This window comes from Dokdonella sp. (assembly GCF_041395345.1).
Classification (GTDB): Bacteria; Pseudomonadota; Gammaproteobacteria; order Xanthomonadales; family Rhodanobacteraceae; genus Dokdonella.
Map to the genome: position 1 here is coordinate 1 of NZ_JAWLAR010000011.1, position 16,304 is coordinate 16,304.

General features: G+C 61.4%; 11 protein-coding genes. 1 reads left to right on the forward strand and 10 read right to left on the reverse strand.

The window, feature by feature from the left end:
* The 5 genes from R3F00_RS11000 to R3F00_RS11020 form a co-directional block, all read right to left on the reverse strand.
* Positions 1–594 (reverse strand): aldehyde dehydrogenase family protein (locus R3F00_RS11000; protein ID WP_371281839.1); only part of this gene is annotated, 594 nt, incomplete at its 3' end.
* Positions 595–662: 68 nt separating this feature from the next.
* Positions 663–2,303 (reverse strand): acetolactate synthase large subunit, encoded by a 1,641-nt coding sequence (locus tag R3F00_RS11005; protein WP_371281840.1) that lies wholly within the window; start codon positions 2,301–2,303, stop codon positions 663–665.
* Positions 2,304–2,513: 210 nt separating this feature from the next.
* Positions 2,514–3,863 carry an exodeoxyribonuclease VII large subunit gene (xseA, locus tag R3F00_RS11010; RefSeq protein WP_371281841.1) on the reverse strand — a complete coding sequence of 450 codons (1,350 nt, stop codon included), beginning with the start codon at positions 3,861–3,863 and terminating at the stop codon, positions 2,514–2,516.
* Between the two features lie 185 nt (positions 3,864–4,048).
* Positions 4,049–4,594, reverse strand: coding sequence for an ion channel (locus R3F00_RS11015; RefSeq protein ID WP_371281842.1), 546 nt, complete (start codon positions 4,592–4,594; stop codon positions 4,049–4,051).
* A gap of 194 nt (positions 4,595–4,788) precedes the next feature.
* Positions 4,789–5,949, reverse strand: coding sequence for a diguanylate cyclase (locus R3F00_RS11020; protein WP_371281843.1), 1,161 nt, complete (start codon positions 5,947–5,949; stop codon positions 4,789–4,791).
* Positions 5,950–6,268: 319 nt separating this feature from the next.
* On the opposite strand from R3F00_RS11020, the gene R3F00_RS11025 reads away from it, so the two are divergent.
* Positions 6,269–6,511 (forward strand): DUF1272 domain-containing protein, encoded by a 243-nt coding sequence (locus tag R3F00_RS11025; protein WP_371281844.1) that lies wholly within the window; start codon positions 6,269–6,271, stop codon positions 6,509–6,511.
* Here R3F00_RS11025 and R3F00_RS11030 read toward each other — a convergent pair whose 3' ends face one another.
* The 5 genes from R3F00_RS11030 to R3F00_RS11050 are packed head-to-tail and all read right to left on the reverse strand — an operon-like array spanning position 6,512 to position 16,193.
* Positions 6,512–7,978, reverse strand: a complete 1,467-nt coding sequence (locus tag R3F00_RS11030) for a phosphatidylserine/phosphatidylglycerophosphate/cardiolipin synthase family protein (protein WP_371281845.1) — start codon at positions 7,976–7,978, stop codon at positions 6,512–6,514.
* 49 nt (positions 7,979–8,027) lie between these two features.
* Positions 8,028–8,510 (reverse strand): nuclear transport factor 2 family protein, encoded by a 483-nt coding sequence (locus R3F00_RS11035; RefSeq protein WP_371281846.1) that lies wholly within the window; start codon positions 8,508–8,510, stop codon positions 8,028–8,030.
* Between the two features lie 10 nt (positions 8,511–8,520).
* Complete coding sequence (locus R3F00_RS11040) at positions 8,521–12,330, reverse strand: hypothetical protein (protein WP_371281847.1); 3,810 nt, start codon at positions 12,328–12,330, stop codon at positions 8,521–8,523.
* A gap of 16 nt (positions 12,331–12,346) precedes the next feature.
* On the reverse strand, positions 12,347–14,170 hold the full coding sequence (locus tag R3F00_RS11045; protein WP_371281848.1) for a hypothetical protein: 1,824 nt from the start codon (positions 14,168–14,170) through the stop codon (positions 12,347–12,349).
* Position 14,171: 1 nt separating this feature from the next.
* Positions 14,172–16,193, reverse strand: coding sequence for a heme-binding protein (locus R3F00_RS11050; protein WP_371281849.1), 2,022 nt, complete (start codon positions 16,191–16,193; stop codon positions 14,172–14,174).
* Between the last annotated feature and the right edge of the window lie 111 nt (positions 16,194–16,304).

Genomic DNA, 16,304 nt, shown 5'->3' on the forward strand with positions numbered 1-16,304 from the left:
CAGATCGGTCTCGGCCAGGATTTCGCCAATGATCAGCGCGCCGATCGGGGTGCGGCTGGCCGGCTTGAGCACGAAAGGGCAACCGGCGGCGATGCCGGGTGCAACCTTGTGAGCGGCCAGATTGAGCGGAAAATTGAACGGTGAAATGAACGAGCAGGGTCCGATCGGGACGCGCCGGGTGAACCCCCGATAACCCCTGGCACGCGCCGAGATTTCGAGATTGAGGACCTCGCCATTGATGCGCACCGCCTCCTCGGCGGCAACCTTGAAGGTATCGATCAGGCGCGTGACCTCACCGCGCGAATCCTTGATCGGTTTGCCCGCCTCGATGCACAGGGCCATGGCCAGTTCGTCGTACCGTTCGCGGAAACGACGGACACAATGTTCAAGCACGGCCTGGCGCTGGTAGGGCGCGAATTCGCGCATCGCTTCGGCGGAAGCAACTGCTGCGGCAATCCCTGCATCTATGGCTTTCGCATCGGCGAGGGCGACCCGGGTGGCCACCTTGCCGGTGAATTTGTCGGTGACTTCCAGATCCGAATTCGGTTGGCAGGCCTCGCTGGCCAGGTAGTAGGGGTAGTTTGGCTTGAGCATGGAATCGCCTCTGTCGGTACGGAAGATCCGGATGCGGTTCTGGTTGCGCCTTCAGGTCACGCCAGGCACTACAATTTTGCGCTGAGTTCCTTGATCTCGCGATTGAGCACCCGGTCATTGTCGGAATAGTCGATCGGCATATCGATCAGGTGGACTCCGGGCGTGTTCAGGCACTGCTCGAACATCGGCAGGAACTCTTCGGTGCTGCCGGGGCGATGGCCCCTGGCGCCATAGCTTTCGGCGTAGCGCACGAAATCCGGATTGCCCATGTCCATGCCGAAATTCGGGAAGTCCATGTTGGCCTGCTTCCACTTGATCATTCCATAGGCGTCATCACGCAGCAGCAGGATCACGAGATCAAGTTTGAGGCGCACAGCGGTTTCGATTTCCTGCGAGTTCATCATGAACCCGCCATCACCGACCACCGCTACCGACTTCCGATCCGGGTGCACGATCTTGGCGGCGATCGCCGACGGCAGGCCAGCGCCCATCGTCGCGAGGGCATTGTCGAGCAGCATCGTGTTCGGTTGCGTGCAGCGGTAGTAGCGCGCGAACCATAGCTTGTACATGCCATTGTCGAGACACAGGATGCCGTTGTCCGGCATGGCCTTGCGTACGTCGGCCACCAGGCGCACGGGATAGATCGGAAAACGCGTGTCATCGGCGCCCTTGGCCAGATGCGCATCCAGATGATTGCGCACGCTGTCTTCGTAGGAAAAATCCCAGTGCGACTGCTTCTCGAGCATCTGGTTGAAACGCCAGATCGTGTTGGCGATATCACCCACCACTTCGATCTGCGGGAAGTAGACAGTATCGACTTCGGCGGTCAGGTAGTTGATGTGAATGACCGTGCGCTTTCCGGTACGCATGAAGAACGGCGGCTTTTCGATGACGTCATGGCCGACATTGATGATGCAGTCCGCATTGTCGATGGCGCGATGGACGAAGTCGCCATCGGACAGTGCCGCATTGCCGAGCCACAGCGGGTGCGTTTCGTCGAGCACGCCCTTGCCCATCTGGGTGGTGAAAAACGGAATGCCGAACTTCTCGACGAATTCGCGCAGCATCTTGCTGCTGGTCTTGCGGTTGGCACCCGCACCCACCATCAGGATCGGACGCCGCGCTTCGCGAATGGCATCAACCCCGCGAACAATGGCCTTTTCGTCTGCGATCGGGCGACGATGGAAGCTGGCGGGAATGACACCGACATTGGTTTCATCGCGAGCGATGTCTTCCGGCAATTCGAGATGGGTTGCGCCGGGACGTTCTTCTTCGGCTCGACGGAACGATTCGCGGACGCGCGCAGGAATATTGTCCGCCGATACGATCTGGCGGGTGAACTTGGTCAGTGGCTTCATCATGTCGACCACGTCGACGATCTGGAAATGCCCCTGCTTGGACAATTTCACCGGTTTCTGCCCGGTGATCATGAACATGGGCATGCCGCCGAGCTGGGCGTAGGCGGCCGATGTCACGAAGTTGGTTGCGCCAGGCCCCAGTGTGGCCAGACAGACGCCCGCTTTCCCGGTCAGGCGGCCGTAGGTCGCGGCCATGAAGCCTGCCGCCTGTTCATGCCGGGTCAGGATGAGTCTGATCGAAGATGTGCGCAGTGATTCGAGCAGATCGAGGTTTTCTTCACCCGGAATGCCAAAAACGTACTCTACGTTCTCGTTTTCGAGTGCCTTGATGAACAGGTCCGAGGCTTTCATGCGCAGCGCTCCAATCTCGTTGATGTGGACAGGATGGGGACCCGCGGGCGTCTTGATTCCCTGGCATGCCACAGCAAACGCGTTGAAGTCGCAGTGCCGGCAGAGTTGTCCATCAATACCTGCGCGGTCCTGCCAGAAGCTGTGCCAGCTATGAAAACTCCCGATCCCCTGTTGTCGAACACTGATTGTGGGCGCCGCCCTTGGTGCGGGTCAATGTTTGCCCTCGACACGCAGCTTCAATTCGCCGTCTGAAAGGACGCCACGCAGCTGCATGCCGGCTGAAACCGATTCGGCGCTGCGAACGACGAGTCCGCTGTTCTCGTCAATCAGGATCGAATAGCCGCGTGCCAGCGTCGCCAGTGGACTTACTGCATTCAGGGTACGGACGAGCTCGTCCAGGCGGGAGCGTCGACTCTGCATCGATCTTCTGGCCAGTGCGCTCAGGCGCCTGGCCAGCGCCGACACGTGTTCCTTCTCGCGTTCAAGCCGGAGGGCAGGGTGCCTGGCAGCGAATCGACCGTGCAGATTGGCCAGTCTTGATCGACGCCGCTCGGCTTCGTGTTCGACGATGCGGGTCAATCGCGAGCGCAATTGGCCGAGACGCTCTCGGCCCAGACCAAGGCGCGCGGCAGGGCGTTGTTGATTGAGCCTGGCGAGCAGGTGATCGGCGCGCTGGGCGGATGCTTCCAGTCGACGCTGCATGCGCTGACGTGCTCGCCCGAACAACTGATCCAGCGTGCGCGAGAGGTCTCTGGCATCAGGTACCAGCAATTCGGCGGCAGCCGAAGGCGTGGCAGCACGCAGGTCGGCTACAAAATCCGCGATCGAGAAATCGGTCTCGTGCCCCACTGCCGAAACCACCGGTATTGCGTTGCGCGCAATCGCCCTGGCCAACTCTTCGTCGTTGAACGCCCAGAGATCTTCCAGCGAACCGCCACCGCGAGCCAGTACCAGCACGTCATGCATTCCTGCCTGGCTTGCGGCATCCAGCATCTTCACGATCGCCGCGGCTGCGTCCTTGCCCTGTACAGGCACCGGCAGCACGTCCACTTCAACCATGGCGAAACGTCGCGCGATCACGTTGAGCACATCGCGTACGGCAGCGCCGGTGGCCGATGTGATCACGGCGATACGGCGTGGCATGGCTGGAAGCGGGCGCTTGCGATCCTGCGCAAACAGGCCTTCCGCGGCAAGTCGGGACTTGAGCTGCTCGAACTGCCGCCGCAGCGCACCTTCACCCGATTGTTCGAGATGCTCGATGATCAACTGGAACTCGCCGCGGGCCTCGTACAGGCTGACTCGAGCCCGAGCCAGCACCTGCATGCCATCCGCGGGCTTGAATGGCAACCAGGTGCTGCGCGGCTTGAACATCGCACAGCGAACCTGCGCGCCGGCATCCTTGAGGGTCAGGTAGAGATGTCCCGAGGCCGGCCGCGAGAAGTTCGATATCTCGCCTTCAATCCAGATCAGCGGCAGTGCGTCCTCAAGCAGGTCGCGGGCAAGCCGGTTGAGCCCCGAAGGCGTCAGGATTTCGCGTTCCGTGTTGGCATGGGTTGCCACTTGAGATTTCGCCCGTATCGAATGGAAGCCGTATCACAGCCAGCAAATCTGACTGTGCCGCGGCGATTCTCCAGTCTGCCCGCGAAGTGTCGCTGCTGCCAGTCCCGAATCACGGGCATTCGGCAGCAGGGACTGGCAAGGCTGTGGGCGGAGCGCCATGCGCCGGGGTGTACGAGGACCCCGCATCAGGGATTCGCGCCCACCAGCAACTGCTGCCAGACATCATGAACGATCACGAACAGGAATGCCGTCGAGCAGCCGAACATCAGGACCCCGGTGATCGCGATCAGCGTACTGAGGTGCCGCCAGGGATGCTTGAGCAGGACGTCCCCGTAACCCAGCGTCGTAATGGAAGCGGCGCAGAAGTAGGTGCCCTCCGTGATGCTTGGCATCATCCGCATCAGATGCAGATACGCGCCCCACGCTGCGGCCTCGATCACGTGCGCCGACATCAGCGCGAAGAAGCAGCCGAGCAGCAGGAACTTTCCTGCAAGTCGAGTTCCCACGTTTTCGACAAGCCAATTCCTGTATCGAAGCATCTGGTCAAGCACTTCGAAAATCACGGCAACATGGAAATAGAACAACAGGAGTGCAAGCAGAAACGCAAAGCCATAGACCCCGGCGATGCGTCGATGGGAAAAGGGAGTCCCGCTCGCCTGCGCCCGCCGATCAGAACCTGTCTGGCGTCCGTCTCGGGAATCGGGCGAGCTGTCGTCTGGCGTGCGCTTCAATTGTCGTTACCGGTCGAGGGCAAGTCTGCCTTGGCCGCATTCTCGCGTGCGCGGAGGAACGAGAGCCGATACGGAATTATGAGGCTTCTGAAAGTCAGTCAAGGCAGGGAGCGGCGCACCAGAGCGCAGGGCGCACCTGAGGGTGGACGCCGCCCGAGCATGCCGGCAAGAAGCAGCGAGGGTGCGCTGGCGACTCATCGGGCTGCTTCGAAACAGGGGCTGACGGCCACCTGGTCGCGACCGTTGCGCTTGGCGCTGTACATGGCCAGGTCGGCCCGTTCCAGCAGTCTGTCCAGGTCCGGCGAGTTCCCGGGATCGATCGCAACACCGACGCTCACGCGCAAGGGCACGCTGATGTTGTCGCTGCTGAACCGCAATCCGGCGACAGCCTCCCTCAGCCTGTGCGCGGTGGCCAGCGCTTCCGCTTCATTGACGCCTGTCAGCAGGACGGCAAATTCTTCGCCGCCCAGTCGACCAAAGCCGTCTCCCTCCCGCAATTGATTGCGCAACGCCGAGGCGATTTTCTTCAAGGCCTGATCCCCCACGCCGTGACCGAACCGGTCGTTGACCAGCTTGAAGTCATCCACATCGATGATCAGGGCTGCGGTGTGCAAATTTCGGGTCCGTGCTTCGTTCAGTTGGCGTCGTCCGTTCTCCAGAAATGCACGGCGGCTTTGTGACCCGGTCAATTCGTCGGTGCTGGCGATCAATTTGAGTTGCATCAACATGCGATCACCGCAAACCAGCACGAAGCTGACGGTCGCAAGTGCAGGTATCAGCACCGCGGCGGCCAGCAGCATTTCGGTCAACCCGTTGTCGACCCCGGTCATCGGGAACAGCATCAGTGCACGTGCGAGCAGAACTGCGGCGCCGCACGCAAAGATGAATGCGACAATCCGGCCATACGGGGTTTCGACGCGTGAAACGCAGTGCCAGGCATGCTGAGCAGCCAGCATGCAGGTCAGCGAGCAGACCAGTGAAAGCAGGCCCGTGCGCATGGGCGCTTCGGGAAAACGCAAGAGAAAAATCATCGAGGCGGCGAGTACCAGGACGACAGGAAGCAGGGCGCGCCAACGGATTGAAGCACCGGAAATCAGGGCCAATGCAATCAGGGGAAAGGAGAATCCGGCGGTCATGATGGTTTTTGCGGCAGCTTGCAGAAGACCCGCCTCAAGCAGTCCGCCCAATCTCAGCAGGGCCAGTCCCAGCGGACCCGCAACCAGGCCCAGCGCCCAGACTCGCTGCGCTTCGCGGATGGGGGACGGCTGATTGGCCGCGGACATCAGCAAACCCGCCGCGATCGCCATCGATGCCATCAGCAGCAGCAGCGGAATATTGACGGCAGTCGTAGTCATGTTGGCCTCCCCAGGCATTGGCGACCCTAGCACAAACTACGCAAAACTACCCCGGCACGGCGGGGAGGTCGCCAGCGGCGAGCTGGCCACCAACAGTCGCACAGACCTCCCGCATGACCCGGGTTGGCCCTGATGTTCGTGCAGACTATTGGACCTTGAACCGGAGCCGCTACGGACGGATGCTGGGAGCCCTTGATGCGTCTGCCAACTCGGGGACAGTCGCTTCATTGTCATGGGCCGGTACCGCCTGCGCGCGCCGCCCAAATCGATCCATTGCGCTAGCGGGCAAGATCCCATGGCGCCAGACGGGTGAAGCGATATGCTGGAATTGCGCCCCAATTGCGAATGCTGCGACGTGGACCTGCCGCCGCAGAGCACGGAAGCTGTCATCTGCAGCTTCGAGTGCACGTTTTGTGTGGACTGCGCGGAGAACGTACTCAAGGGTGTGTGCCCCAATTGCGGCGGCAATTTCGTCCCGCGACCGACTCGCCCGCAGTCGATGCTCGACAAGTACCCGCCTTCCACAAGCCGCGTATCAAGGTCGGGCGGCTGCCCCGGCTGACTACTCTGGCTTTTTCGACGGATTTTCGTCCATTGCGGATTTTCGCCGTGCTACCAGAAAGCGCCCAAACAGGACCAGCGAAAACCAGATGGCGAGGGCGCCGACGGGCCAGGCAAGCAGCCTGGGCCAGAGCACGGAGGTGATGCCCGTCACCCCGAGAAACAAGCTGGCCGTACCCAGCGAATAGGACTCTGCCGGGCCCAGCACGCGGCGATTCGTGATGGCCGCGCCCATCGTGTTGGCCAATCGCAAGGCGCCTGCTGCAGCGCGGCCGGTGCTGCCCTTGCGGCGCACCCCGGATGTTCGAGGCTGGCGTCGCGAATTGCGCCGCACGCGCCGACCGCCGAGCACGATTTCCGTCGCGTTTTCGAGATCCATCTCGTACTGCTGCTCCATGCGCTCGGCGAACGCCCGATCTTCCACGGCAATGTCGAGCTCGCAATTGCCCATCCAGCTCGCAAGGTTCAGATTGCTGGATCCGACTCTGGCCCAGCGGCCGTCGGCGACGGCTGTCTTGGCATGCAGCATGGATCCGTTCCATTCGAAAACACGTACGCCCGCTTCGAGTAGCGGCCGGTATCCGGAACGGGAAAGACTGCCGATAGCCGGAATGTCACTGGTGCCGGGAACGAGCAGGCGCACATCGACTTCGTCGCGGGCGGCGGCGGACAAGGCCTGAACGTACGGGGCAACGCCAACAAAGTAGGCATCCGTCAGCCATAGTCTGGATCGCGCCATGGCAGCGATCATCAGGTCGAGCCGGTAAAGGCCTGCCGCATTCGGAATCGTGGCGATGACTCGCAAGTCGATATCGCCCGCTTTCGGCGTGTCGGCTCCAGCATCGGTGATGGATTCGGGAAGTGGCGCTCCGAGTCGAGCCCAGGTATCGGCGAATGCGGCAACCAGTTCCCGCACGGCAGGCCCGCGTACGCTGACGCCCGTATCCCGCCAGGGCTGGACGCGGGAACCCACGTCACCCAGCCACTTCGAGCTCACGCACACGCCGCCCAGAAATCCGACACTGGAGTCGACTACGACCAGCTTGCGGTGATCTCGCGAGAGCCATCCCAGCGGACTTCCGAGGCTGGGCGGGTTGAAGGTGCGGACTGCACCGCCAGCCTCGATCAGGGGCTGCCAGAAGCGTTCGGTCGACTGCCCCAGGCACCCCATCCAGTCGCGAATGAGGCAGACCTGCACTCCCTTCCTGGCCTTCGCGACCATGGCATCGCGCAGGCCGCGCGCCAGTTCGTCGTCGCGGAAAATGTAGTTCTCGAAAAGAATGCTCGCTTCGGCCGAACAGATGGCATTTCGCCAGGCTTCGAAGTTCTGCTCTCCATCGATCAACAGCCCGACATCATTGCCGCCGATCAATGGCGCACCGGCGGCGCGACTGAGCGCTTGCGCGGCGAGCTGGCGCGTGGGGTCGCTTGATCGCGCGGGGTCGGCTTTCAGGGGCAGGGCAGGCATGCGCCGAGTCTAATCGGCAGAACGTGAACACAGCATGCGCAATGGCGTGCTAGGGAGGCCGTGATTCTGACGCGATGAACTGATCCAGCGCCTTGCGCGCGGTTGCTCGGGCCTTGTTGCGCAGGAGCGGGCTCCAGCCAAGGAGCGCTCCGGCTGGCCCCAGGGCCTGACGCGACCAGCGCCAGAAGTCGAAGCGATCGGCCTGGACGAGGATTTTTCCGTTCTCAAACCGGTATTCCGAAGCCACGATGTTGTGAACGGAGCGGCCGGTCGTCGAGAACGTATACCAGGCCTGCCAGTCGGCGGAACCCTCGGTTGCCGTTGCACACAAGTTCGAAGACTCGATGCGCAAGTCCTTGCCGCGTGAGCAGAGCATTCGCCACATGGCCCCGATTTCGGGGCCGGTCAAGCTGAAGACGGGGTCGGTGAACCTCGCCTGCTCGTGATAGCAGTCGCTCATGACCTGGCCGTCGCGCGAAGCGAAGGCGGCGTGGAAGCGCTCCAGCGTCGCCTGGTTGTCAGCAGCAGTCATCGGTCCCGGTTCAGCGCTTTCCGGGCGCAGACGACGAATTCGTCGCGCCCGCGTTCCTGCCACCCGCCGCGTTATTGCGCGGAGCCGATTTCTCGGTCGTCGTGCTCCAGTCATCGACATCGTTGCTCACGTACCACGGCGTGCCGTCGTCACGCAGGTAGAGCTGGCGCATTTCCTCCAGATTGAACGGGCGCGACCCTATGCGGCCGAAGACGGCCATCTGATGCCCGGTTTCATCCACGGCACGATCACGCTCCAGTCCCCTGGAAAGGGAGAGGGCGGCCTTGTCGGTCGGATACCACGCGATCAATTGAGGTTTCGGATCCGGCGCGAATCCGTAGAACTTCGGTTGCGATTCCGGAGAAGTCAGCTGAAGTACCTTGAGTCCGTTGCGGCCGTCCGCCACGTAGGCAAAAAGCGAGGCATTTGTCGTTCCGACCACGACATCGCGTGCATCGTTGAGCTTGCCATCCGCATTGAACATCTCGTAAAGGAATGGTTTTTCCGGATTGGTCACATCAACGATGGCGAGACCGTCGGCACCGTTTGCGATGTAGGCATAGGTGCGTGCGACGTGCAGCTTGTGTGCATCACGCAGCGGCAGCATCGCGCCGGGTACTTCGCGTGCATCTTCCGGTCGGGTCACGTCGACGACATGCAAGCCGTCTGCTGCGGTGACGAACAGGTAGCGGAACTGCACCTGGCTGGCGCGCGCATCGGCAATCGGAATGGTCTTGATCAGGCGCGGCTGCAGCGGATCATCCAGATCCAAAACCACGATGCCGGCATCGGCTGCGACATAGAACACCGTTCCCGCGGTCGCGACATGGCGTGCACCGTTGAGAATGCCGTTCTCGTTCCAGGTCATTGCCCGGGTCAGATAGTTGTTGCGCGGCTCGCCGTCGGTCAGGGTGCCGATGTCGGTTGCGATCAGGCCTTCGAAGGAATCGGTGATGAAGGCGTACTTGTACACCGGATGCATCGGTTGTTCCTTGTTCTTCTCACGCATCAGCTCGCCGGTGTTGCGCTCCGGGGCGACTGGCTGAGTGGTCGAAAGCGTAATGCAGGTGGCATTCCTGGACTTGATGGCGGTGTCCTGACCCAGCGGCGAGAAGGGCGCGGTGATGATTTTTTGCGAGAAGCCCTTGTTTGCCACGCTTGCCACGTCATAGACCTGCGTGCCATTGCTGCCTTCTGCCACGTACAGGTACTCGCCACGCAGTTGCAGGCAGTTGGCTTCGCCCGCGGAATGCTTTTGAGCCGTGGGCAGCTCCTGCCCGCGGGCCTGATGATCGGCGTACCAGTCGGGATAGGCATAACGCTGCAGGTAGCTGCCGATCACGGCTTGCGGTTCGTCCCACTCGGTGACCTGCACGGCGCTGATCTGGCCTTCACCGCCCACCCATGCGTTGTAACCGACAAAGTCGATGAACTTGGTTCCGAACAGCAGCAGCTGGGCCATGATGGCGTTGTTGTCGTTGTTCTTCGACAGATGGCAATCCTCGCATTGCCGGGTCTCGGTCTTGCGCTCGGTATGCGGGTAGTGCGGCGCGAAGGCCTGAGAGCTGTAACCGGATGAAGAGACCGGCGGCTGCTGGATGTAGATCTTTTCGCGGTTGATGTTGGTCGAGGAAAGCACCAGGGCGGACGAGGAACGTACCGGCGCGATCTTGCCGTCCTTGATGCCGCCGTGCTTGCCGAGGAAGAACATTTCGTCGCGGGCGACCTGCGGATTGTAGGTGGCGAAGTTTCGCGTGTAGCCGCCCTCGTACTTGTGCCGCTCGGTCTTCCAGTTCGCCTGGATCGGCAAATGGCAGCCGCCACAGCTCGTTGTCCATGATGTGTGGCAGGAATAGCAGAGCATCTTGTCTTCACCGTGCGCGCGTTCGTCGACGGGTACGTCGGAACCCCATTTGAGCTCGTCGGTGCCCATGGCCATCGTGTGCGCACGCGTCGCCTTCTCGTTGTAGGCGCCAGAAACAGGATCAGCCGTCTGCTTGACCAGGCTCATGGTCCATTCGAGACCGGGGGTCACCGCAGATCGCTGGATCAGATCATCGCCGACCCACTCGAACCGCTTCTGTCCATCCGGATTGCGGATGAGCAGCAGATTCGTGCCGAACTTGGAGGCGGCCGGGCCGGATGTCTTCAGGGTCGGCAGCGCGTCGGCCGTGCCGTGGCAGTCCTGGCACTGGATTTCGACGGCACCCATGACCTCGGCCTTGAGATAGCCGTTGCCGTGGTTGTCCTGCGCGAAGTGACAGTCGACGCACTGCATCCCGACATCGACGTGGATCGACGAAAGGTGAACACCTTTTTCCCACTTTTCCGGATCGTCGTCGGCAATCTTGTCGCCTTCGGCATCGAGCAGGTTGCCCTTGCGATCGCGCTTGTAGACGCCGCGGAAATTCCAGCCATGGCCGTGATAATCGGCGAACTGGGTGTCCTTCAATTGTGGATTGAGCAGGGAGACATCCTTGAGGAAGTCGACATCTCCCCACTTGCCGCGGATCGATGCTTCCTCGGGATTGCGGTCGAGGATCTTGCGCATCTTCTCGGCATCGGGATATTGCTGCTCTTCCGGCCACATGAAGGGCGCATCGGACTCGTAGTCCCACATCGTGTAGCCAAGCATCGTGTTGATGAACATGTTGGGCTGATGCATGTGGCAGATCATGCATTGGCTGGTCGGAATCTGGCGCGTGAATTCATGCTTCAGCGGATGTCCGGAGACATCGCGCGGGATGGTCGGATCGACCTGCTGGCTGGTGCCCATGTTGCCGAATTTCGCGTAGATGGCCGAATGCCGCGGATCGCGGTCGTTGGCATATACGACATGGCAGGAGCTGCAGCCGGACGAGCGGAAGTCGCCCGGGTTGTCATTGGTGCCGAGCATCCAGAGGAACGGGTCATTGAGCCGGGTCTTGTGGATGTTCAGTACCGGAATCGAAACCCTGAGCGCCGTACCCGGTCCACGGAAGGATTGCTTGAGGTCCGGGCGGCCCGGCTCTTCAAGACGCTGGATTTGTCCGAACTCGTTGGGCAGGCCGATCTCGGCGAAGATATTGTTGATATTGCGACCGCCGCGTTCGAATACGCGGAAGACATCGCCAGGAGGCACGGTCTCCCAGGCCGGCATTGGGCTGATCTTCGGAAGCACGCCGTGCCGATCCATGTTTTCGTCGTTGGGAATGCCGTTGTCCATGGAGATGGCTTCGCCATCGCGACCGTAGGCTTCGCCAAGGATCGAGTGCTTGAAGGGCAGGATGCCGTTGTTGTAGGAGGCCGCTCCCCAGAACATCGCGGCGTTGGCCATCAGGCTCTTCTCGTTGGCCTGGATGATGGGCAGATGGCACGAACCGCAGGCTTCGCGCGCAATGCGCAGGTCACCCGGATTGACGAAACGGACGAATTCGGGTGCCTCCTTGAGCAGCCAGGTGTAGCTGCGTTCCGGATTGGCGCTGCTCGGCCACTCGTCCGGAAAGCGCGGAAGCACATGCGCCGAATCCATGGCGGTGCGGTATTCAACGCCTTCGCGGCCGCCCGCTGGTGCGTTCACGCTGGCATTGCCGCCGTGGCAATCGGTACAGCCCAGCACGACAGCCGGACTTGCGTGCATGGTCTTGCGATCACTGTCGGTGTGGCAGGTGACGCAGCCCGCGGATTTTTCGTCGGCTTGGGCCCAGGTCTGAAAGGCCGGCGCGTTGGGCGCGGTCACATAGTCGCGCTCGACCGCCTCCGGACCTCCGCCCGAGGCAAGGACAGAACCTGCACAGGGCAGGACGATGGCAATACAGATGGCAGCGATGGATCGCTTCATTGTCTTGCGCGCCCCCTTAGTACGTGAGTATCAGGTTGCCGAGCACCGTGTAATAGGTGGTGTCGGTTCCGTAAAGATCCTTCAGCGCCTGACCTGGCACAAGAAGCGCGCCGGAAAGGCGGAAGATGATGTTCTGGGTGAATTTCGGTCGATAGATCCAGGAAAGCGAAATATCCGTACCGATGTTCCGGCCGACATCCGCCGTGGCCCTGGCTGCCTTCAGGATTTCCGTATCGTCGAACCAGAGCTCGTTGATATTGGTCGAAATGCGTGATTGCGGCGTAACGTCGAAATCAGCGCCGATGCCGATCAGGTTCAGGCCCGGGTTGTCGAAATTCGACTGGCCCTGTTCCTTCGAGGAGCGCAGGGCCGGCAACAGTGCGTTGCGCCCGCCAAGGGTCACGCCGCCGCCGCCGATGAGTGGAATGTTCTGGCGAATCCAGTAGCTCGAGTCGGCGCCGGCGAAGATCGGATTCTCGAAGATCGCGTCATAACCATTGGACACGTCGTCGAAAGGATCGTCATCGCCGCTGGCCCAGGCCAGCGAGCCGCGCAGCCGGATCCAGTCGAAGTCCATGGATGCCTCGGCAGCGAGGAATCCGGCGCGGATATCGGTTTCCTCTGCGACAAAGACGCCATTCTTCTGGTTGCCGATGGCCGCGTAGGCAGAGACGGTGAGATTCAGCCGGCCGATATGGCCGTCGCCGTTGTAGCCGATGTAACCCACATCGTAGGTGCGGCCCGCTTCGCGTCCGATCGCCGCAGGACGCTGGATGAATCCGTTCGAGTCATAGAAGCTCGAATCCTCGCGATTGCGGTTGTAGGCGACGATGCCCTGGGAGACGAAACCAATGAAGGGCCAGTCCTGACGGTAGACGCTGGCCAGGAAAATATCGTCATCGCGCAAGGGTTCGGTGATGTCGTTGAGGCCGGAGTTGATGTCTTTTTCCAGACGCCGGAACCAGGCCAGGTTGTACTGCCAGCGATTGTTGTCGCGGTTTCCGAAAAAGCGAACGCCGAGCTGGTTGTCCTGGAACAGGAAGCCTCGGAAATCGGCCGAAAACGGCTGGATGCCGATACGCACTTCGTCGACGTCATAGCGGGTCGACGCGGTGCGATAGTCCTTGGTGAAGAACAGCTCCTGCACGCCGATGAAGCCATCGTCGCGATCGGTGCCAAAGGTGGGATCGATCTGCAGTGCGCGGACTTCTTCCGTATTCACGCGGTTGTACTGGAATGCGAGCGTGGCCCTGAACTCGTAGTCGGGTGGCTTGAACGCGGTGTCGCCCTTGTAGACGAGAAAACTGGTGATCAGCGTCTCGGCGAAGATGATCTGGTTGGTCTTTCCAAGTACGTCATTGGACCCTGGTGAAGGACCCGACTGCGGGCCGACCGGGGTTGGAATCCCGCGCGGTTCGAGCAGGGTGTCGGAAATGCCGGTAAAGGCAAAGAACCAGTCTTCGCCATGGAAGGGCTTGTCGCCCTTCAGGATGTTCTGGTTGTAGGGGTCATACCAGGGTGTGTTCGCGCCAAGCGACTCCATGATGCGCCAGCGATCCGGTACCGGTATGAAGTTGCCGACCTGGTCGACCGGCGCCGGATTCAATGCGTCCGGATTCTGCTCGACAAACATGGGCAGTGGTTCGGGCGGATGGCCCGGCCGGCGACGCGGGATCTGCGATTGGTACGGATCGTAGGTCGGCGCCGGCAACAGCCCGATCATTTGCATCCAGTGGGTCGGTACGCTGGTTCCCTGAGCGGACGCTACGGTCGCGCTTAGCGAAAGCGCTGCGGTCAGCGCGGTGGTCAGGACAGAGCGGCGGAAGTGTGCGTTTTGCATGTCACTTGCCCTCGCATACGTACTGCTCGGTTGAATTCAGGAACGGCGCCTGCGGGCATTGCACGTAGAGCAGGCGGGCGCCACGCGGTACCAGCGTGTCGGCGCGTATGCTCTCGGGCGCGTTGCCGATAGCGCCATTCAGAGCTACGCCCGCATTGTGCAAGCCGAGAAAGGCGACCAGGTCGCTCTGGTCCGTGCCGTCACCCGAAGAGCCGATTCCGCCAACCAGCACGCCATTGCGATAGATCGGCACGCCACCGCCAAACAGGGTGATGCCGTTCGGAATGCTGTTGATGCCGGTGCAGTTGCGCGGCGAATCGCTCAGTGGCGGCAGCGGGTTGCCGTCAAGTGTGACAGTCAGGCCGGCCTGTTGCAGATAGAAAGCCACAAACAACGCAATCTGTCCGTAGTCAAGATCAAGTTCGAGGCCGGTCTTGAATACGCTCCACTGATCGATCGGATAGCTGAGAGGACCCGGAGGGCGGCCTTCGACGCCATCCGGATAGAAGGGCCGGGAAAGATTGCCGATGGAGCGAGTGGAATAAGCGATGGATCCGTCTGTCAGCGCAGTAGGTTGCGGTATGAAGTTCTGCAGGGCCGTCACGTAATCTGCAGGATCGGTGGTCACGAAGGAATTCAGAGCCACGATGCCATTGGCCAGGTCCAGCGAACTCGTGAAGAACGTGACCGGCGGCACCGAGTCGATATCCGCAGCGGCGTCGCTGTCGGAGAAGAAGGCAGCCGTGCGCGCCTTCTGGGTGGTTACGTCGACGGCGTCCACAAGGGCGTCACGCGAGCGCACGATGCCGAGCACGACGCCATTGGTATCGACCACGACAATCGTTTCGCCAGCAGGCGAACCGAGGGGTTTGCGCACCTGCGCACGTGTCCGGTTGGCAATGGCCAGAGACTCCTGCAGCAGAGTCAGCACCTCGTTGGAGGTCAGCGCGTTCGGGCCGTCTGTGCCATCGATGGGTGGAAAGCGATTGACGTTGTTGTTGTCGACGACGACGAAGGCGTCCAGTCCAGGAAACAGCGTTGGCTCCGGCCGAATGCCGGATTCGGGTTGGCCGAAGGCCAGACCGCGCGAAATGGTTCCGCTGAAAAAGGATGGTATCGGGATGACGGCACCGTCGCCCGGCCCCAGCGAAGAGAAGGGCGGCGCGGTGGCAGGATCCCGGGCCAGATCGCTGAATTCGACATCGGCATAGCGCAGGGTCAGGCCACCAGCCGTAATCGTGTCCGCCTGTCGATCCAGAGGTGCGGCGAAACCGTAGGTTCCGGCGAGCGCGATGATTTCATCGATATTGATGTCGATATCGCCGGCAAATCGGTCGACTCCATAGATTCCATCCGCGGAAACACCGATGGCTCCGACCGGTACACCTGCCTTGTACAGCGGCAGGCCTCCGGGATCCGCGGCAAGGCCGATGGCCGTGCGGTGGGGACCCGCATCAGGACCAACGCCATTGAATCGCTGGCTGATGTCGGAACAGGGGAGTTGCGAAAACTGGACGCCGAACAGCGGTCCGGAAGGAGCCGTGATGTCGCCCGGATTGAAGTGTTCCTGGGCGATCTGACCCGCCGTACGCGAGCCGAATGCATTGCCTTCGGAGGAAAAATAAATGGAAGTGACGGCTTTCGAGATTGCGGTCAATTCGCTGGGAACATCGAGGTTTTCAAGTCCCCCGGTAATTCCGCTTTCCGAGCTGACGGTCTGCGTTGCCGGGGCGCCAGACATCTTGTAGGCGCCAAGTACGTTGCCGACGCGGTCGACGACAGTAATGGTCGCCGGCATCCCCTGGGCTTGAGCCTCGCTGACAGCTTGCGCGATGACTTGCTGGATGTCCGCGACGGTCAGGAAGGAACTGGCGTTTGCACAGGAGCCTGCGCAACCGGAGTCGCCGTTGCTGGCGGGCGTCCCTGGATTGGTGCCAACACTACTGCCTGAATTGCCGCCGCCACCGCAGGCCAGTAGCAAGGAAATGCCAACAAGCAGCGTGCCGAATCTGATGATCCCCATTCGTCCTCCCATCGCCTGCGCGGAGCCAGCATGCGAAACCCTGACCCGATCATAGCTCAGTCAGGAGACAAGGACTATTTCTGCCAGTACCGGGGGCGACAGAAATTCTGG